16 protein-coding genes are annotated in these 19,240 nt (G+C 71.0%); 8 read left to right on the top strand and 8 right to left on the bottom strand.

Going from position 1 to position 19,240, the window contains the following annotated elements:
• Positions 1-27: 27 nt before the first annotated feature.
• Positions 28-1,401: a serine hydrolase domain-containing protein gene (locus VFL99_RS16515; protein WP_325107452.1), complete on the bottom strand. Its 1,374-nt coding sequence runs from the start codon at positions 1,399-1,401 to the stop codon at positions 28-30.
• A 48-nt stretch (positions 1,402-1,449) separates the two neighbouring features.
• A complete protein-coding gene (locus VFL99_RS16510) occupies positions 1,450-2,175 on the bottom strand; it encodes an AfsR/SARP family transcriptional regulator (RefSeq protein ID WP_325107451.1) in 726 nt (241 codons plus the stop codon).
• Positions 2,176-2,425: 250 nt separating this feature from the next.
• On the opposite strand from VFL99_RS16510, the gene VFL99_RS16505 reads away from it, so the two are divergent.
• On the top strand, positions 2,426-3,832 hold the full coding sequence (locus VFL99_RS16505; protein ID WP_325107450.1) for an FAD-binding oxidoreductase: 1,407 nt from the start codon (positions 2,426-2,428) through the stop codon (positions 3,830-3,832).
• Between the two features lie 167 nt (positions 3,833-3,999).
• Here the strand turns inward: VFL99_RS16505 and VFL99_RS16500 are convergent, their stop codons facing one another.
• The 4 genes from VFL99_RS16500 to VFL99_RS16485 all read right to left on the bottom strand — a co-directional run bounded on the left by VFL99_RS16500 (position 4,000) and on the right by VFL99_RS16485 (position 8,604).
• Entirely contained in the window at positions 4,000-4,785 is a 786-nt protein-coding gene (locus tag VFL99_RS16500) for a rhomboid-like protein (protein WP_325107449.1), read from the bottom strand.
• Between the two features lie 143 nt (positions 4,786-4,928).
• Positions 4,929-5,972 (bottom strand): SIS domain-containing protein, encoded by a 1,044-nt coding sequence (locus VFL99_RS16495; protein WP_325107448.1) that lies wholly within the window; start codon positions 5,970-5,972, stop codon positions 4,929-4,931.
• Between the two features lie 56 nt (positions 5,973-6,028).
• The gene (locus VFL99_RS16490) at positions 6,029-8,047 is read right to left on the bottom strand and encodes a chloride channel protein (protein ID WP_325107447.1); all 2,019 of its coding nucleotides are present in this window, start codon (positions 8,045-8,047) and stop codon (positions 6,029-6,031) included.
• A 59-nt stretch (positions 8,048-8,106) separates the two neighbouring features.
• The gene (locus VFL99_RS16485) at positions 8,107-8,604 is read right to left on the bottom strand and encodes a GNAT family N-acetyltransferase (protein WP_325107446.1); all 498 of its coding nucleotides are present in this window, start codon (positions 8,602-8,604) and stop codon (positions 8,107-8,109) included.
• A gap of 55 nt (positions 8,605-8,659) precedes the next feature.
• Between VFL99_RS16485 and pcrA the strand changes: the two genes are divergently transcribed.
• Entirely contained in the window at positions 8,660-11,104 is a 2,445-nt protein-coding gene (gene pcrA / locus VFL99_RS16480) for a DNA helicase PcrA (RefSeq protein WP_325107445.1), read from the top strand.
• On the opposite strand, the gene VFL99_RS16475 is transcribed toward pcrA, so the two are convergent.
• Positions 11,105-11,884 carry a M23 family metallopeptidase gene (locus tag VFL99_RS16475; RefSeq protein ID WP_325107444.1) on the bottom strand — a complete coding sequence of 260 codons (780 nt, stop codon included), beginning with the start codon at positions 11,882-11,884 and terminating at the stop codon, positions 11,105-11,107.
• Positions 11,885-12,005: 121 nt separating this feature from the next.
• On the opposite strand from VFL99_RS16475, the gene VFL99_RS16470 reads away from it, so the two are divergent.
• From VFL99_RS16470 to VFL99_RS16460, 3 genes are all read left to right on the top strand, one after another.
• Positions 12,006-12,434, top strand: coding sequence for a cobalamin B12-binding domain-containing protein (locus VFL99_RS16470; RefSeq protein WP_325107443.1), 429 nt, complete (start codon positions 12,006-12,008; stop codon positions 12,432-12,434).
• 168 nt (positions 12,435-12,602) lie between these two features.
• Positions 12,603-13,478 (top strand): lysozyme, encoded by an 876-nt coding sequence (locus tag VFL99_RS16465; protein ID WP_325107442.1) that lies wholly within the window; start codon positions 12,603-12,605, stop codon positions 13,476-13,478.
• 182 nt (positions 13,479-13,660) lie between these two features.
• Positions 13,661-15,733 carry a M4 family metallopeptidase gene (locus tag VFL99_RS16460; protein WP_325107441.1) on the top strand — a complete coding sequence of 691 codons (2,073 nt, stop codon included), beginning with the start codon at positions 13,661-13,663 and terminating at the stop codon, positions 15,731-15,733.
• A 4-nt stretch (positions 15,734-15,737) separates the two neighbouring features.
• Here VFL99_RS16460 and VFL99_RS16455 read toward each other — a convergent pair whose 3' ends face one another.
• Positions 15,738-16,274: a hypothetical protein gene (locus VFL99_RS16455; protein ID WP_325107440.1), complete on the bottom strand. Its 537-nt coding sequence runs from the start codon at positions 16,272-16,274 to the stop codon at positions 15,738-15,740.
• Positions 16,275-16,456: 182 nt separating this feature from the next.
• Between VFL99_RS16455 and sucC the strand changes: the two genes are divergently transcribed.
• The 3 genes from sucC to VFL99_RS16440 all read left to right on the top strand — a co-directional run.
• Entirely contained in the window at positions 16,457-17,638 is a 1,182-nt protein-coding gene (gene sucC / locus VFL99_RS16450; protein ID WP_325107439.1) for an ADP-forming succinate--CoA ligase subunit beta, read from the top strand.
• 21 nt (positions 17,639-17,659) lie between these two features.
• Positions 17,660-18,544 carry a succinate--CoA ligase subunit alpha gene (gene sucD / locus VFL99_RS16445; RefSeq protein ID WP_325107438.1) on the top strand — a complete coding sequence of 295 codons (885 nt, stop codon included), beginning with the start codon at positions 17,660-17,662 and terminating at the stop codon, positions 18,542-18,544.
• A gap of 12 nt (positions 18,545-18,556) precedes the next feature.
• The coding region (locus VFL99_RS16440) for an aminoglycoside phosphotransferase family protein (protein WP_325107437.1) at positions 18,557-19,240 on the top strand (684 nt) is incomplete at its 3' end.

Here is a 19,240-nt window from a genome sequence, read left to right as displayed (position 1 = left end):
ACGCGCGCAGGACCGGAACCGGTTGGTCTACGCGTACCAGCCGGCCTGGTCGACCCCGCCGGGGATGTCCGCATCCGGCTGGTACGGCACCCGCGTGAACCGGAACGATGCCACGTCGAGGTATGCCGTGCCCTCGCGTGTGTGCCGCACCTCGAGCGGCTCCCCGGCGAAGTAGCCGTCGAGGCCGATCCAGCCGGAAGCGTTGGCGCCGCTGCCGTCCCGGCGGAAGCGCGACCCGCGTCCACTGGTCCCGATCGGGCGCAGCTCGAGCTGTCCGTCGCCCGCGGCGCGCAGTTCGTGCGGCGCGGTGCCCCAGTGCCACAGGCCCAGCAGCTCGCGGACGCCTGCGTCGACGTCAACGGCATGCCAGGTCGGCGGGCTCGAGGGGTCGCCCTCGGCGAGGATGCGCAGGAGGTCGGTGCCCAGCTCGCCGGACAGCCCAGTCGTGGCGTTCGCCATGGTGACCACGCCGTCCGGTCGCGGGTCGTCGAGCCCGACGTGCAGGTTGGCGAGGAAGCCCGGCATGGAGCCGCCGTGGCCGGCGTACCGCCTGCCGTCGCGGTTCCAGACCTGGATGCCCAGGCCGTGCGCGGCGGTCCACGGCTCGTCCGGCACGTCGTGCCAGGCCATCGGTTGCCGCATCTCCTCGAGCGTGTCGGTCGTGAGCACGCCGCCGGTCTCGCCGCCGACGAACCGGGCCCACCGGGCCAGGTCGTCCACCGTGGACCACAGCTGCCCGGCCGGCGCCATCGCCCGGGTGTCCTGCACCGCCTCGCGCAGGACGAGGTCGGCGAAGGGGTGCACGCCCAGCCCGCTCGCGGCCGGCTGGGCGGGCAGGTAGGTGGTGCGCGCCATCCCCAGTGGGTCCAGCACGCGCTCGCGCAGCACCTCGGCCCAAGGGTCACCGCGGTGACGTTCGACGAGTCGCCCGAGGACGGCATACCCGGTGTTGGAGTAGTGGTGGCGCCGGCCCGGGCGGTGCCGCTGGACCAGGTGACCGGCGAGGTCGCCCCACTCGCGGCCCGGGCTGCGCTCCCACCAGGAGCCGTCGGTCTCCGCCTGGAGTCCCGAGGAGTGGCTCAACAGCTGGGCGACGGTTGCTCCCGGCACCCCGGCGTCCGGCACGTGCCGGTCGACCGGGTCGTCGAGGTCGACGAGCCCCTCATCCCGCAACTGCATCACCAGGACTGCGGTGAAGGTCTTGGTGATCGAGCCCATCCGGTACTGCGTGTCCGTCGTCGCTGGCGTCCCGTCGGGCAGGCCGTCGACGGCGCCGACCGCCCCCGACCAGAGGAGCTGGCCTCCGCGGACGAGCGCCGCGGCCACGGACGGCAGCCGCCGTTGCGACTGCTCCTGGGCGAGGCGGTGCGTGAGCTGGCGGGCCGTGGCGTCGGAGATCACGGGCCCGACCCTACGGCCGAGGAGACCCGCGTTGGCGGCGAGCCACGGTCACGTGTCAGCGGCGGGGGCGACTCGTGACAGGTAGGGCGTGACCAGTTCCGTCAGCGCCGTACTCGGCGCCACCCCCAGCTCGGCGTGAAGCGCGTCCCGGCAGGCTCGGTACTGGCGGAGGGCCGAATCGACGTTTCCCTCAGCCAGATGAATGTGGATCAGCAGCCGGTGGGTCGATTCACGCAACGGGTCCGCGTGCAGGGCGGCAAACGCCGTCGCCAGGGCCTGCCCGGGGCGGTCACGTCGGAGTTGCTCTCCCGCCGCCGTTTCCAGAGCGTGGATGTGCAGCTGGTGCAGTCGCTGTCGCTCCGGTTCCAGCCAGTCGTCGTCCCAACCTGGGAGCAGTTCCGCGCTTGTTGTGGGCGACTCCAACTCGTCGTCGTCGACCGACGCCGGGTCGCGGATGATGCGGTGTGCCCACGCGAGGCAATCGTTGAGGTCAACCCGCACGCGGGGAGAGAGCGAGAGCGTGCGGGCACCGGCGTCCAGCGCTCCCGGCGCCTGGTGCTGCAGCCGCCACACGGCAGTGCGGAGTGCGGCGAGTGCGGCGTCATCTCGGTGATCGGGCCAGAGCATGCTCGCAATGACGTATCGGCTCGGCCAGGAGTGCACGGCGAGGAACGCCACCAACCGTTGCAGGGCCGGGCCCAACTGCCGCGGCAGCCCGTCGACCGCGAAGCCAAACCTGCCCAGAAGTTCCACCGTCACTGCCGGCTGGTCCACGGGCTGCTCCCTCGACGCATCGTCAATCGTCCCGTCGGGGTGCAGCCGCGTCAACGGTGACGGTGCTGTGACGGCCACCTGCTTTGCTGGGCGAACGAGAGCGGTGGCTGCGACGGCATACCAGGCCATGTCCGCAGTCGGTCGTGCTGCGCCGGCTGCAGCACACGCGCCGCTGTCACCCCTGGCCAGAACCAACAGCAACGAAATCGAGGACCATCATGCTGATCACGCGCACTTCGGGAAGTCAGTCATGAGCGTCAGTGTCGTCACGGACGTCGGACTTCCAGACAACTTCAGGGGCAGGGCGATTCGCCCCGCAGATCCCGACTATGACGAGGCACGTGCGGTCTACAACGGGAGCATCGATCGGCGTCCGGTGCTCATCATCCGGCCGTCCGGTGCGGCTGACGTGAGGGATGCCGTGGGCTTCGCCCGCCAGCAGGGGCTGCCCCTGGCCGTGCGCTGCGGGGGTCACCAGGTGGCCGGCTTGGGAACCGTCGAGGGTGGCGTGCTCATCGACCTGTCCAGCCTCAAGGGCGTGCATGTCGATGTCGAATCCGGCGTCGCCCACGCCAATCCCGGGACGCTCTGGGGGGAGTACGACCGCGACCTGGAGATGCTCGGCCTGGCAACTCCCGGTGGACGCGTCACCACAACCGGGATCGGTGGTTTCACTCTGGGCGGGGGATACGGCTGGCTGTCCACCAAGTACGGCCTGTCCTGCGACAACCTCGTGGGCGCGGATCTGGTCACGGCCAAGGGGGAGCTCGTCCACGTCACCGACGAGTCCGACGCCGAGCTGATGTCGGCGCTCCGAGGAGCCGGCGCCAACTTCGGTGTCGTCACGTCTTTCGCCTTCAAGACCCACCAGATCCCACCGCTGATGATGGCCGGGCTGCTGGTCCTGCCCAACGACGGGACACGCGCAGCGGAGGCCGCTCGGGCCTACCGCGACGTCGTCGAGGCGGCACCACGCGAGCTCGTGACGGCGTTGGCGACCGTCCTGGCGCCACCGGAGGACTTCGTGCCTCCCGAGTTGGTGGGCAGCCCGGTCCTCGCCGTGGTCGTGGCGTGGCTCGGCGACTCCTCCGATGCCGAGGACGCCGTGGCTCCGCTCCGCAAGGTGATGGAGGGCGGTATCGACCTGATCCAGCCCATGCCCTACACGGCACTGCAGTCAATGCTCGACGGGTTCGCGCCCAGAGGGTGGCGGAACTACCACCGTGGCCACTACGTGACCGGACTGCCCGACGACGTCATCGAGGCCTACCTGGCGAGCGGACGCGACATCGGCTCGCCGATGACGCAGGGCATCATCTTCCGTCTCGGTGGTGCCATAGCTGACGTGTCGGAGGAGGCCACCGCGGTGAGCAACCGCAAGGCTCCCTACCTGGCGCATCCCATCGCGTGCTGGCGCGACGACTCCGCGACCGAGCACGAGATGGAGTGGGTCCGGAACTTCAGCGCAGCCTTCGAGCCCGCTCTCACGGGTGGGCTCTACCTCAACTTCGAGCCGGGAACCGGTCAAGCCGAGGTCAGGGCTGGTTACGGCGACGCCAAGGCGCAACGGCTCGCCGAACTGAAACGGCGCTGGGACCCGGACAACCTGTTCCGGACGAACCACAACCTGGTTCCGCTGGACGACCAGTCTCCGTAGATCTGCTCGGGCCATGCTGGGCCACCCTCGTGCGGCGGACCCCCGGGCACCTCATGGGGGCCAGGAGCTTCGGTGGACCGGACCACCTGGGCGCCTGGGGGATCACCGCCGCTTGAAGAACCGGAAGTAGACCGCCATGAACACCAGGACGATTCCGATGTTGACGATCAGCCGCGGCCAGAGGTGGTGCCGGAAGAGGGCGACGTCCACCGCGACCACAGTGACGACCATCGCGACCACATAGAGGGCGACTGCGGACGGCCTTCCCACGATCTGGTTCTACTCCACGACGCTGGATGTGAGGTGCGGCGCTGGTCCTCCAGCGGCAGGCCGTCCGCGCGATGCCAGCAGAGCACGGCGAGGGTGGCGACACCACACGCGACGGACAGCACGTGGCCCGCGGTGGTCATGTCCGGATCGGTGATCAGGGGGACCACCACCGAGGCAGCCACCGTGAACAGCGCGATGGCGCGCAGCCGGCGCGGCAGGAGCAGGGCCGCCGCGCCCAGCAAGGCGTACATGGCGTAGGAGATCCCCACGTCGGACCGGGTCGGGGACGAAGCGGCGGTCAGGTGGAGCCCGCCGAGAACCGCCGCACCGTACTCGGTGACGAGCGTGGCAAACACCTGCCCCGACAGTGCCACGACGATGGTGCGACACACACCCAGGCGACGCTCGGTCAGGCCGCAGCCGGCCGCGACCAGGATGAGCTCGAGCCACGGGAACCCCCTCACCACGAACATGCTGGCCAGCATCGCGGCGACCGGGTGACCGGCGAGGTTGCGCATATTCGTCGACGCCCACTCCACCACCGGCGAGGTGTCGCCGGGGTCCAGGTCCAGGAACGCGGCGACGCCGACCAGGATGAGCAGCACGCTGCCGGTCAGCGGCAGTATGCCGATGAGCCGCCACGAGGCGCCCGGTGACCGCCATCGGTCGCTTGCCTCGTGCATCCCTGCCTCCTCGACACCTTCACCGCGCCGCGCCGAGCTGTGCGGACCGGACGCAGCGGCACGACCCAGTACAGCGCGGTCCACCGGCACCACGCTGTGAGCCACTGCTGCTCCCGCTGTGAGACGTGGTCGCGCCGGCCGCGTCACCGGTCGGTCTGGGTCACCTTGTGCAGCCCGCGCGGGGCATCGGGGTCGAGCCCGAGCTGGCGGGCGAGGGTCTCGACCACGAGCTGACCGGCCACCACGAGGGCCAGCGGCGCGACGGTCTCGGGCAGGTCCGGGCCGGCCACCGCCACGTCGGCAGCCTGGGCGAACCCGGCGTCGCCGCCGATTCCCACGGTGATCGCGCCGCGCTGGTGCAGGTCGTCGAGCAGCTCGGTGAGGCCGGACACCATCGGGCCGTCCTGGGGCGCGACGACGATCGCGACCAGCTGCGGGTCGACGATGGCGATCGGCCCGTGCCGCAGGTCGGCATACGACAGCCCCCGGACCGGGCGCAGGCACGTCTCCTCGAGCTTCAGCGCGGTCTCCACCGCGGCGGCGAAGGTGAGGCCCCGGCCGCTGACGAGCACCTCGTTGGTGCGGGACAGCGCGGTCGCCGCCGCGTCGACGCCGGTGCGCTCGGCGAGCAGCTTCTCGATGGCAGCCGGCACGCGGTCGAGGTCGGCGTCGAGGGCACTCGGGTCCTCGGCCAGCGCGGTGGCGAGCACCGCCACCGCCGTGAGCTGGGTGGTGAACGTCTTGGTCGCCGGGACCGCCCGCTCGGGACCGGCCTCGGTGAGCAGGGCGAGGTCCGCCTCGCGGGCCAGCGCGCTGTCCGCGACGTTGGTGACCGCGATGGTGGCGGCGCCGCAGTCGCGCGCCCACGCCTGGGTCTGGACGATCTCCTCGGTCTGCCCCGACTGCGAGATCGAGACGACCAACGCGCCGGAGAGGTCCAACCGGCTGCGGTAGTGCGTGGCCACGCTGGGCGCGGCGAGGGAGGCGACCCGACCTGCGTGCACCTCGAGGAGGTAGCGCGCATAGATCGCGGCGTTGTCGGAGGAGCCGCGGGCGACGAAGAGGATCTGGCCGCGGTCCTGCGCGAGCTCACGGATCCGTGGGCGCAGCGGCCGCAGGGCCGCCAGGGTGCGGGCGATGGCCTCAGGTTGCTCGGCCATCTCCGTGGCCATGGTGGTCGGCGTCACGGCGCACAGCGTAGCCAGCGGCAGCTCACTCGACGGTGGTCGTCCCGTCTGCCGGCTCACTCGACGGTGGTCGTCCCGTCTGCCGGCGTCGCCGGCTGCTCTGCATCCAGCAGCCGGCGGAGCTGGGCGTCGACGCCCGGGCGGGACAGCACGGTCACGACATCGCCCGGGTGCAGCGGCTGGGTGCCGATCCCGAAGTGCAGCGCGTCCCCGTGCTGCACGGACACGACCACGGCGCCGTGGGGGAGGGCGCTCTCCTTCAGCGGGCGGCCGCCGAGCGGTGAGTCGGGACCGACGCGCAGCTCGACGACGCTGGAGTGCGCGGACACGTGCGACATCCGCCGGGCGTCGGAGCGGATGGCCCGCCGGTAGCCACGGACGATGTCGCTGTAGGCGACGGTGCCGAGGACGTGCCGGCCGTCGTCGAGGACGGTGATCCACCGGCCGCCGGTGGGGATCGCGTCGAGGGCGTCGTCCAGCGTGGCGTTCTCGGGGACGGTCCCGGCGGTGCTGTCGACGAGGTGGCCGATCGTGTCGCTGTCGGCGTGGCGCAGGTCGGGCGCGTGCACGACGCCGACGAACCGGGACTCCTGGTCCAGGACCGGCGCGCCCGGCACCTCGGCCTCGGCGAGGGCCGCGCGGGCGTGCGCCGGGCTGTCGGACTGGCGCAGCACCAGCCGCGGTGGGGCCATCGCGGACGTGACCGGGACCCGGCGCAGCAGCGGGAGGCCGAGGCGCAGCCGGGCCGAGTGCGCCTCCTCCCGGTTGCGCAGCTGGCTGCGGTAGATGGTGTCCCCCCTGCTCCGGACGATGAGGTAGGCGAGGCCGACCGCCACCATGGCCGGCGGCAGGATGGTGAGGCTGCCGGTCATCTCCGCCACCATGAGCATCATCGCCAGCGGTGCCCGGGCGATGGCGCCGAAGCAGGCCATCATGCCGACGATGACGAACGCCGCCGGGCTGTGCGGCACGCCGGGGCCGAATCCCTCGAGCAGCCGCCAGACGGCCGCACCGGTGAAGCCGCCGATGATCATGCCGGGGCCGAAGATTCCGCCCGAGCCGCCGGTGCCGATGGACAGCGACGTCGCCAGGACCTTGGCGAACGGCAGCAGGAGCACGATCCACAACGGGATCGACATCAGCCCGTCGCGGTCGAGCGAGGCCTGGACCCAGCCGTAGCCGGTGCCGAGGACCTGCGGGATCGCCAGGGCGAGCAGGCCGACCAGCACCCCGCCGATCGCGGGCGTGAACAGCGAGGAGATGCGGGTGCGCTTGGTCAGGGAAACCACGCGGTAGAAGGTGCCGCTGTAGACCAATCCGGTGCCGGCGGCCGCGAGGCCGATCAGGGCGAACCAGAGCAGCTGGACCGGCTCGTGGAACTCATAGCCCGGCAGGGCATAGCCGAACAGCGGCGTCCAGCCGATGGTGAACCCGAACACGGTGTAGGCGATCACGGCGCTGATCAGCCCCGGGATCAGGGCCTGCTCCTCGAAGTCGTCCCGGTAGACGATGTCGGCAGCCAGCACCGCGCCGCCCAGCGGTGCCCCGAAGATCGCGCCGATGCCGGAGCCGATGCCGACCGAGACGGCGATCCGGCCGTCCTCGGGCGACAGGTTGAGGGTGCGGGCCAGCAGGGATCCGAAGCCGGCCGAGATCTGGGCGGTCGGTCCCTCGCGGCCGCCGGAGCCGCCGGAGCCGATCGTGATCGCCGAGGCGACCAGCTTCACCAGGACGGCCCGGGCCCGGATCATCCGCGGGTTCTGGTGGACGGCGTTGATCGCCGCGTCCGTGCCGTGTCCCTCGGCCTCGGGGGCGAGGACGTAGACGAGCGCGCCCGACAGGAGCCCGCCGAGGCCGACCACCAACGGGACCGCCCAGGGACGGGAGAAGTGCCCGGAACCGTGGGCGCCGCCCTCGCCGAGCGGGCGGGGCACCTCGTAGCCGCCGATGAGCCCGAGGAGCAGGTGGCCGGCGGTGACCAGCGCGAGGTAGAACGCGACCGCACCAAGGCCGGCGATCACGCCGATCGCGGTGCCGAGGACCACCCACTTGCGCAGGTAGCCGGCACGGCGCACCCAGCCGCCGGCGAGGGCACCGAGCCGCCGCAGCTGCTCCCGGGGGTCGAGGACGGCCGTCAGCGTGCACCCAGCCGCTGCAGCGCGTCACCGTCCATCCGGAACGTCGTCCACTCGTCCTGGGAGACTGCGCCGAGGCCGCGGTAGAACCCGATCGACGGCTCGTTCCAGTTGAGCACCCACCACTCCAGCCGCGTGTAGCCCCGCTCCACGCACAGTGCCGCCAGCGTGGCGAGCAGCTCCCGGCCGAGGCCGGTGCCGCGGTGCTCGGGTTCGACGAACAGGTCCTCCAGCCAGATGCCGGGCCGCCCCGTCCACGTCGAGAACGACAGGAACCAGAGCGCCATACCGACGACCCGGCCGTCCGCCTCGGCGACGTGCGCATGTGCCACCGGGGCACCGTCCGGCGGGAAGAGGGAGGCCGTGAAGTCGGCCTCCGTGGCGGTTGCCGCCTGCGGCTCCTTCTCGTAGACGGCCAGCTCACGGACCAGCCGGATCAGCTCCGGGACGTCGCTGGGGGTCGCGGGACGGACGTTGCCGGTATGCCGGGTGCTCACCGGGGCAGCCTACGGGCGAGGGGTGTCCCGCCCTCGGCTTAGGGTGGAGACCACGATGAGCACCTTGTTCGACGACCTGCCTTTGCCCGGAATGTCTTCCCGAGCCGCCTCCGGGGAGGTGGATCCGGATGGGGTGCCTGCATGGGCCCGGGACACCAGTGCGGCCGCAGCGAGCGGCGGCGCCGCGAAGCCGCCCGTGCGGGCCTGGTGGGGCGAGCGAGACGCCACCGACTCGGCGACCCTGCTGGAGGGGCTCAACCCGCAGCAGCGCGCCGCGGTGGTCCACCACGGCAGCCCGCTGCTGATCGTGGCAGGCGCGGGCTCCGGCAAGACCCGCGTGCTGACGCACCGGATCGCCTACCTCCTCGCCGAGCGCGGCGCGCAGCCGGGCCAGATCCTCGCGATCACCTTCACCAACAAGGCCGCCGCGGAGATGCGCGAACGCGTGGAGGCGCTGGTCGGTGGCCGGTCCAAGGCGATGTGGGTGTCGACCTTCCACTCGGCCTGCGTGCGCATCCTGCGCCGGGAGGCGACCAAGGTCGGGCTGAAGTCCAGCTTTTCGATCTACGACGCGGCCGACAGCCAGCGGTTGATGAGCATGGTCCTGCGGGACATGAACCTCGACCCCAAGCGCTACCCGCCGCGGTCGTTCTCGGCGCAGGTCAGCAACCTCAAGAACGAGCTCGTCGACGAGGAGACCTACGCCGCCCGGGCCGCTGACGGCACGCACCAGGACCAGGTGCTCGCGGAGGCCTACGCGAACTACCAGCGGCGGCTGCGGCAGGCCAACGCCCTGGACTTCGACGACCTCATCATGACGACGGTCAACATCCTGCAGGCCTTCCCGGAGGTCGCCGAGCACTACCACCGGCGGTTCCGGCACGTCCTGGTGGACGAGTACCAGGACACCAACCACGCGCAGTACGTCCTGGTCCGCGAGCTCGTCGGCGGCGGGGTCGGTGGAGCTGCCGGCGCGGCCGAGCAGGACGGGCCGGCCGTGGCGCCGGCGGAGCTGGCCGTGGTCGGGGACGCCGACCAGTCGATCTATGCCTTCCGCGGCGCGACGATCCGCAACATCACAGAGTTCGAGCAGGACTACCCCCACGCCACGACGATCCTGCTGGAGCAGAACTACCGGTCGACGCAGACCATCCTGCGGGCCGCCAACGCCGTGATCGCCCGCAACGAGGGTCGCCGCCCGAAGAACCTGTGGACCGACGCCGGTGACGGAGCGCCGATCATCGGCTACGTCGCCGACTCCGAGCACGACGAGGCAGCGTTCGTCGCGCGGCAGATCGACCGGCTCGCCGACGAGCACGGCGTCAAGCCGCGGGATGTGGCCGTCTTCTACCGCACCAACGCCCAGTCACGGGCGATCGAGGAGGTCTTCGTCCGCGTCGGACTGCCCTACAAGGTGGTCGGGGGCACCCGGTTCTACGAGCGCCGGGAGGTCAAGGACGCGCTCGCCTACCTGCGCGTCATCGCGAACCCGGCCGACACCGTCAACTTGCGCCGCATCCTCAACGTGCCCAAGCGCGGGATCGGGGACCGCGCCGAGGCCTGCATCTCGGCGCTCGCCGAGCGGGAGCGGATCGCCTTCATCGCGGCCCTCGGCCGGCCCGAGGACGCGCCCGGCATCGCCACCAGGTCGGTGACCTGCATCAAGGCCTTCACCTCGCTGCTCGAGGCGCTCCAGACGGTCCGTGAGGGCGGGGCGGGCGTCGCTGACCTGCTCGAGGCGGTGCTGGAGCAGACCGGCTACCTCGACGAGCTGCGCAAGAGCCACGACCCGCAGGACGAGACGCGGGTGGAGAACCTCAACGAACTGGTCGCGGTCGCGCGGGAGTTCGACGAGGCGAACGGCACCGGTGCCGAGAGCTCGCTCGACGACTTCCTCGAGCAGGTCTCGCTGGTGGCGGACGCCGACGAGATCCCGGACAACGAGGAGGCGCAGGAGCAGGGCGTCGTCACCCTGATGACGCTGCACACCGCCAAGGGGCTGGAGTTCCCCGTCGTCTTCCTCACCGGCATGGAGGACGGCACGTTCCCGCACCTGCGGGCGCTCGGCGACCCACGGGAGCTGGAGGAGGAGCGCCGACTCGCCTACGTCGGCATCACCCGCGCCCGCGAGCGGCTGCACCTGTCCCGCGCGGTGGTCCGTTCGGCGTGGGGCGCGCCTCAGTACAACCCACCCTCCCGGTTCCTCGACGAGATCCCGGACGAGCTCATCGACTGGCAACGGACCGAGTCCACCGGCACCCGCCCGTCCGCCACGCCGGCCGTGGCACGGCTCGCAGCGCGACCGGGGGTGCGCTCACCGGGCACCCGGCAGGTCATCAGCCTCGATGCGGGGGACCGCGTCACGCACGACTCGTTCGGGCTCGGCACGGTGGTCCGGGTCGAGGGCAGCGGGGACAAGGCGATGGCGCACGTCGACTTCGGTGGCGAGGCGGGCGTCAAGCGGCTGCTGCTGCGCTACGCCCCCGTGGAGAAGATCTGATCAGAGCCGGACGTGGTGCCGGGCCAACCAGGGCAGCGGGTCGACGGGGTCACCGCCCCGAGGGTGCACCTCGAGGTGCAGGTGCGGCCCGGTGGAGTGCCCGGTGCTTCCGGAGTACCCCACGAGCTGGCCGGGGCGCACGCGCTGTCCGACCTGCACGACGCCACGGGACAGGTGCAGGAACATGATGACCGTGCCGTCCCACTGCCGAACGGCCACGACGAACCCACCGCCGCCGTCCCAGCCGGCCTTCGTCACCGTGCCGCTCGACATCGCCCGCAGCGGTGTCCCCACCGGCACGGCGAGGTCGACGCCCGCGTGCAGGCGCCCCCACCGGTAGCCGAACCGCGAGGTCAGCCGCCCGTCCGCCGGGCGCACCCACCGGTGTGCCTCCGCCCGTCGCTCCCGATCCCGGGCCCGCTGCGCACGAGCACGCTGCTGCGCCCGTGCACCGGCACCCTCTTCGTGGGCATCCTGCGCCGGGCGCGCGTGGTTCCGCGAGGCCGGCTCGTCCGCGCGCAGCACCTCCGGCGGCCGGGTGGGGCTCGGTGAGGTGTTCCCGGCAAGCAGGTCGGTCGGGGCAACCGTGGAGTCGGCGACGGACACCCCGTTCGACGAGGGCCGGGCGCCGAGGGTCCCCGAGCCCAGCGTCGCGCCGGTCGTGGAGACCAGGAGCACGCCGGCCGCCAGGGACGGCAGCACCAGGCTCCAGCGGCGTCGGCGCGGCCGGCGGGGGGCGCCGGGCGCACGGTGCTGCCCGGCATACCTGGAACGACGCACGAGGACCTCGGGATGGACAGGGCGCGCGCCACCGGGGTGGCGCGGACAGGGGCGCCACGACCCTAGCCTGCCGGGCACGGGCCGATCGATCGGGCTCCCGGCAGGCGTTAGTCTGCGCAGCATGACAGCGTCTTCGTCGTCCTCCTCCCCGCTGCGCGTCGTGGTGGCCAAGCCCGGGCTCGACGGGCACGACCGTGGTGCCAAGGTGGTGGCCCGCGCCCTGCGGGACGCCGGCATGGAGGTCGTCTACACCGGGCTGCACCAGACCCCGGAGCAGATCGTCGAGGCGGCCATCCAGGAGGATGCCGACGCCATCGGGCTCTCGGTCCTCTCCGGAGCCCACATGACCCTGTTCGCCAAGGTGCTGGAGCTGCTCAAGGAGCGCGACGCCGAGGACATCGTCATCTTCGGCGGCGGCATCGTCCCGGACGACGACATGCCCCAGCTTATGGAGATGGGCGTCGCGAAGATCTTCACCCCCGGCGCCACGACGCAGGAGATCGTGGGCTGGGTGCGCGAGCACGTCCAGCACGAGGAGACCCCCGCCTGATCCGGCGGCGGCCGGCGCCCTCTCCGGGCGCGCCCTCTTGACCAATCTTCTGGTGTCGCGCTGTCCTTTCGTCACCCGTGGGTGCGCGCCGGTCCCTACAGTCAGGTTCTGGCCGCCGTCGCGTTCCTGCGGCGTCGCCCCATCCGGTATGACGACGAAGGGCTGTCCATGTCCGCTCACCACAGCCGCGCCCCCCGATTCCGCTCCGTGCTGGCCGCCGCGGCATCCGCGGTGACCGTCGCGGCACTCACCGTGCCGGTGCTCGCCACGTCGGCGGGTGCGGCGCCGACCCTCGACGCACCGCACCGGCCGTCGGCGGCCGCGCGCAGTGTCGGCATCGACCGTCCGGGACAGGCGTACATGGGCTGGTCCGCGCGGCGTCAGGCGTCCCAGCTGGCCGCACCGCAGCTCACGGCCAGCGCTCCCTCCGGCGTGCGGGGGATCGACGTCTCCAGCCACCAGGGCAACGTGGACTGGAGCCGGCAGTGGTCGGCGGGCAAGCGCTTCGCCTACGTCAAGGCCACCGAGGGCACCGGCTACCACAACCCGTACTTCGCGCAGCAGTACGTCGGCTCCTACGACGTCGGCATGACCCGCGGCGCCTACCACTTCGCCCTGCCCAACGTCTCCTCCGGCGCCACCCAGGCCAACTACTTCGTTGACCATGGTGGCGGCTGGTCGCGGGACGGCAAGACCCTGCCCGGCGTCCTGGACATCGAGTACAACCCCTACAGCGGTACCTGCTACGGCATGTCGCGGGCGCGGATGCGCAGCTGGATCAGCAGCTTCGTCAACCAGTACCGAGCCCGCACCGGACGCGATGCCATCATCTACACGACCACCGACTGGTGGCGGACCTGCACCGGCAACACCTCGGCCTTCAGCGGCACCAACCCGCTGTGGATCGCGCGCTATGCCGCCAGCCCCGGCACGCTGCCGGGAGGCTGGTCCTACCACACGTTCTGGCAGTACGCCTCGACGCCGATGGACCAGGACGTGTTCAACGGCAGCAGCACCCGGCTGCGCGCGCTCGCGCTGGGGTGACCCGGGTGCGCGACGGAATCTTTGCCCAAGCCTCCGCACAGGCGTGTCGGGTGTAGCGGAGGCAGTGAGTTCCCCAGCGTTGCACCAAGATTCGGTAAGAACCGTTGACCCCTCACGACGTCGGCCGACACAGTCCGACGCGGCCATCGGCCCCGATGGCCGGACAGTGAGGAGATCAACGAATGAAGCGCTTGTCCTCCGGCGTGGCCTTGGGCGCGCTGGTGGCGGCTGCGGCACTCGTGCCGGACACCACCGCGTCCGCGGCCCCGCCCAGCAGTGACCACCCGGCGCCGTCGATCCGGACCGAACAGGGTGCGGCCGCGACGATGGCCCGTGACCTGGGCCTCGGCGCACAGCAGCGGCTCACGGTGACGGGCATCGTGCCCAACCCCAGCGGGTCCTACTACGTCCGCTACAGCCGCACCTTCGCCGGTCTGCCCGTGGTGCACGGCGACGTGGTGGTCGAACGCTCCCGCGCCGGGGCCGTGCAGCACGTCGACTGGGCCGTCGGGCAGGGCAAGGTCGCCGTCGCGTCCACGACGCCGGCAGTCTCGCTCGCCAGCGCGAAGGCGAAGGGACTCCAAGCGACTTCGGCAGTCAAGGGGGAGCGCGTCGACAGCCACCGGCTCGTCGTCTTCGTGACGCAGGACGGCCGTCCGCACCTCGCCTACGACGTGCTGACCCAGGGTGTCACCGCCGACCAGACGCCCACGAGGCTGCACACCTACGTCGATGCCCACACCGGCGCGACACTGGCGAGCCACGACGAGGTCGAGACCGGCACCGGGCACGGCATCTTCGTCGGGAACGTCCAGATCGGGACGCAGCCCGCGAGCTCCGGCTACCAGGTCAAGGACTCGGTCGGGAACTACACCACCAACCTGCGCGGTGCGACCTCAGGAACCGGCAGCATCTTCACCGGCGCCGACGACGACTGGGGCAACGGCTCCCAGAGCAACCCTGAGTCCGCGGGCGTCGACGCCCAGTACGGCGCCGAGATGACCTACGACTTCTACCAGAACGTCATGGGACGGGCCGGCATCTGGGACAACGGGAGCGGCGCCCGCTCCCGCGTGCACTACGGCAACAACTACGTCAACGCGTTCTGGGACGGCACCCAGATGACCTACGGCGACGGTGCGAACAACCAGCACCCGCTGGTGGAGCTGGACGTTGCCGGCCACGAGATGAGCCACGGCGTCACCGAGAACACCGCGGGTCTGACCTACAGCGGTGACGCAGGCGGCCTCAACGAGGCGACGAGCGACATCTTCGGCACGGCGGTCGAGTGGTACGCCAACAACCCGAACGACGTGCCCGACTACCTCATCGGCGAGGAGATCAACATCAACGGCGACGGGACACCGCTGCGCTACATGGACAAGCCGTCCCGGGCCGGCACGCAGTACCCGAACTGCTACTCCTCCAACGTCAAGAACCTCGACCCGCACTACGCCTCGGCGCCCCTGAACCACTGGTTCTACCTCGCCTCCGAGGGCTCCGGCGCCAAGACGATCAACGGGGTCTCCTACAACAGCCCGACCTGCAACGGCTCCACCGTGCAGGGCATTGGGCACGTGAAGGCCGAGAAGATCTGGTACCACACGCTGGCCACCAAGCTCGGCCCGTACAGCACCTACACCGACGCCCGCGACGGGGCGATCGCCTCGGCGAAGGAGCTGTACGGCGACGGCACCGAGTGCGCCGGCGTGCAGGCCGCCTTCAGCGCGATCTCCGTGCCGGCCGGCAGCCAGAGCTGCAGCGGCGGCACCACTCCGCCGCCCTCGGGCAGCAACCTGCTCAAGAACCCCGGCTTCGAGTCCGGTGCGGTCAGCTGGACCGGCACGAGCGGCCCGATCACGAACAACTCCGGCCGCCGCGCACACAGCGGCACCTGGAAGCTGTGGCTCGGCGGCAACGGCCGGACGGCGAGCGAGAACGAGTCGCAGAGCGTGACCCTCCCGTCGGCCTCCACGGCGTCGAAGGCCACGCTGTCCTACTGGCTGGCGGTCGACACCGACGACTACCCCTCCGGCGCCTACGACACGATGAAGGTGCAGGTCGTCTCCGGCGGTACCGCGCACACGCTGAAGTCGTACTCCAACCTCGACGCCGATGGTGGCACCTACCACCAGGTCTCTGTGGACGTCAGCAAGTACCTCGGACAGAGCGTCCAGGTGAAGTTCGTCATGAACGAGGACGCCTACTACCAGACCAGCTTCGTCGTGGACGACACGTCGCTCACCGTCAGCTGACGGGTCAGCTCAGCGGCCCGCACAGCTCCCGCTGGCCGGCGGGGCGGCTCACGTCCCCGAGCAGCCGGGTGAGCGGGTCCTGCAGGGCCTGCACCGCGGGCGTGTCGAGGCGCGCGGCACCTCGGGGACTCTGCACGACCACGACGAGCTCGTCGGCATACGTCGCGGTGGTCGAGGGCAGGGTGCGTGCGGGCCAGCGGACCTGGGCAGCCGCCTGTCGCAGGGTGTCCAGCAGGTCCGGGTCGAGTCGGCAGCGCTGCTCCGCGGCGCCAGCGCGACGGAAGGTCACCGAGCCGTCCGCGTGGATGCGCAACCGGTCGTGGAACCCCGCGATCCCGCCCCGACGCACCAGCGTGAGCGGAAACACATCGGCCCGGCTGTCGTCGTCAGCCGCGGCCGTCGACGGCTCGGTGGCCGTGGTCTCCTGCGACGCCGCGGAACCGCCGGAAGCCGGTGTGGCAGAGGGGCCGCACGCCGTGAGGAGCAGCACCGCGGTCACCGCGGCCGGCATACCGAGGAGGACACGGAGGAGGGTGCTCATCGCCGCCATCATGCCGCTTGGACGGCGGACCGGCGCCTCAGGATCCCTCCGGAGGGGACTATCCTCCGCTTGGATGTCCCCGGTCGCAGCAGGCTCGACGCGGTGACCGGACGACGACGACCACCGTGCCGACGACCCACCTCCGGCACACCGATGTACGCCGACGGACAAGGAAAGAGCTCGTGGATCTGTTCGAGTACCAAGCGCGCGATGTGTTCGAGAAGCACGGGGTTCCCGTGCTCGACGGCGCGGTCGCCGAGACCGTGGAGGACGCCAAGGCTGCGGCGGAGACGATCGGCGCCAAGAGCGGCGGCGTGGTCGTGGTCAAGGCGCAGGTGAAGACCGGTGGCCGTGGCAAGGCCGGCGGGGTCAAGGTGGCCAAGAGCCCCGAGGAGGTCGAGGCCGCCGCCCAGGCCATCCTCGGCATGGACATCAAGGGCCATACCGTCCACCGCGTGATGATCGCCCAGGGCGCCCAGATCGCCGAGGAGTACTACTTCTCCGTCCTGCTCGACCGCGCCAACCGCTCCTACCTGGCCATGGCCAGCAAGGAGGGCGGCATGGAGATCGAGCAGCTCGCGGTGGAGCGGCCGGAGGCCCTCGCGAAGGTGGCCGTCGACCCGATCGTCGGGATCGACGCCGCGAAGGCGAAGGAGATCGTGGACGCGGCCGGCTTCGAGGAGGACGTCAAGGGCAAGATCGCCGACGTCATCCAGCAGCTGTGGACGGTCTACCGCGACGAGGACGCGACCCTCGTCGAGGTCAACCCGCTCATCAAGACCCAGGACGGTGACATCGTCGCGCTCGACGCGAAGGTCACCCTCGACGACAACGCCGCCTTCCGGCACCCCGACCACGCCACGCTGGAGGACAAGGCGTCCGCTGACCCGCTCGAGGCCGAGGCCAAGGCCAAGGGGCTGAACTACGTCAAGCTCGACGGCTCGGTGGGCATCATCGGCAACGGCGCGGGCCTGGTCATGTCGACCCTCGACGTCGTCGCGTACGCCGGGGAGTCCGTCGAAGGGCACCCGAAGCCGGCCAACTTCCTCGACATCGGCGGCGGCGCCTCGGCCGAGGTGATGGCCAACGGGCTGCACGTCATCCTCGGCGACGAGCAGGTCAAGAGCGTCTTCGTCAACGTCTTCGGTGGCATCACGGCGTGCGACGCCGTCGCCAACGGCATCGTCGGCGCACTGGGCGCGCTCGGCGACCAGGCCACCAAGCCGCTGGTCGTCCGGCTGGACGGCAACAACGTCGAGGAGGGTCGGCGCATCCTGGCCGAGGCCGCGCACCCGCTCGTCAGCATCGAAGAGACCATGGATGGCGCGGCCCGCAAGGCTGCCGAGCTCGCCGCGAGCAAGTAAGAGGGACGGGATAGCGAAGCAATGGCAATCTTTCTGAACGGCGAGTCCAAGGTCATCGTCCAGGGCATGACCGGCTCCGAGGGCATGAAGCACACCCAGCGGATGCTCAACTCGGGCACCAACATCGTCGGGGGCGTGAACCCGAAGAAGGCCGGACAGCAGGTCGACTTCGACGGGGGTCACACGGTTCCCGTCTTCGGCACCGTCGCCGACGCCATGAAGGAGACCGGCGCCAACGTGTCGGTCATCTTCGTGCCCGCGAAGTTCACCAAGTCCGCGGTCGTGGAGGCCGTCGACGCCACGATGCCCCTGGTCGTGGTGATCACCGAAGGCGTCGCGGTCAAGGACACCGCGGAGTTCTTCACCTACGCCCAGCAGGCGGGCACCACCCGGATCATCGGTCCGAACTGCCCCGGACTGATCAGCCCCGGGCAGTCCAACGCCGGCATCATCCCCGCCGACATCGCCGAGGGCGGCCGGATCGGGCTCGTGTCCAAGTCCGGGACGCTGACCTACCAGATGATGTACGAGCTGCGGGAGTTCGGCTTCTCCTCGGCGGTCGGCATCGGTGGCGACCCGATCATCGGCACCACCCACATCGACGCGCTCGAGGCGTTCGAGGCCGACCCCGACACCGACGCGATCGTCATGATCGGTGAGATCGGTGGCGACGCCGAGGAGCGGGCCGCGGAGTACATCAAGGCCCACGTCACCAAGCCGGTCGTCGGGTACGTCGCCGGCTTCACGGCGCCCGAGGGCAAGACGATGGGCCACGCCGGCGCCATCGTCTCCGGCTCCTCCGGGACGGCCGCCGCCAAGAAGGAAGCGCTCGAGGCGGCCGGGGTCAAGGTCGGCAAGACGCCGAGTGAGACCGCTGAGCTGATGCGCAAGATCATGAACGGCTGATCGACCCGAGCCGTGTTGCCGATCCCGGACGCTGTCCGGACCCGGGCGATCAACCAGGGTGCCGAGGCCTGGCTGGCCGGGCTGGATGACGTACTCGCCGGGTTGTGCGCCGGATGGGACGTCCGGCCGGGGTCGGTGATGGGCGGCGGCACGGCAGCACTGGTTGTCGCAGTGACCTGCTCCGACGGAACGCCCGCGGTGATCAAGATCGCTCCGCCGTACGTCGGGTTCCATGATCAGAACCGGCTGCTGGCGGCTGCCGACGGCCATGGCTATGTCAGGCTGCTGCGCTCGGCGCCCGACGTCCGGGCGATGCTGCTCGAGGGTCTCGGTCCCCGGCTGGAGACGATCGGCGATCCCGGCTTCCGGCTCGACGTGTTGTGGCGACTGCTGCCCGTGGCCTGGCAGGTGCCGGTCGACGACCACCGCGATCAGACCTGGGACAAGGCCGAGGAACTCGCGCGGATGATCGAAGAGCTCTGGCCTGCATTGGGCGGTCCGTGCTCGCGGCGGGTGATCGAGCGGGCGTTGGACTGTGCCGAGCGCAGGGCCGGTGCTGCGCGCCGGGTGGTGGTCCACGGCGACCCGCACCCCGGCAACGCACTGCGGCTGCGGACCAATCGTCCGGGTGCCGTCGCCGGCTACGTGTTCACCGATCCGGACGGTTTCCTCTGCGATCCGGCGTACGACGTCGGC

Source organism: Segeticoccus sp. (genome assembly GCF_035708005.1).
This window is presented reverse-complemented; position numbering and strand designations above follow the sequence as displayed.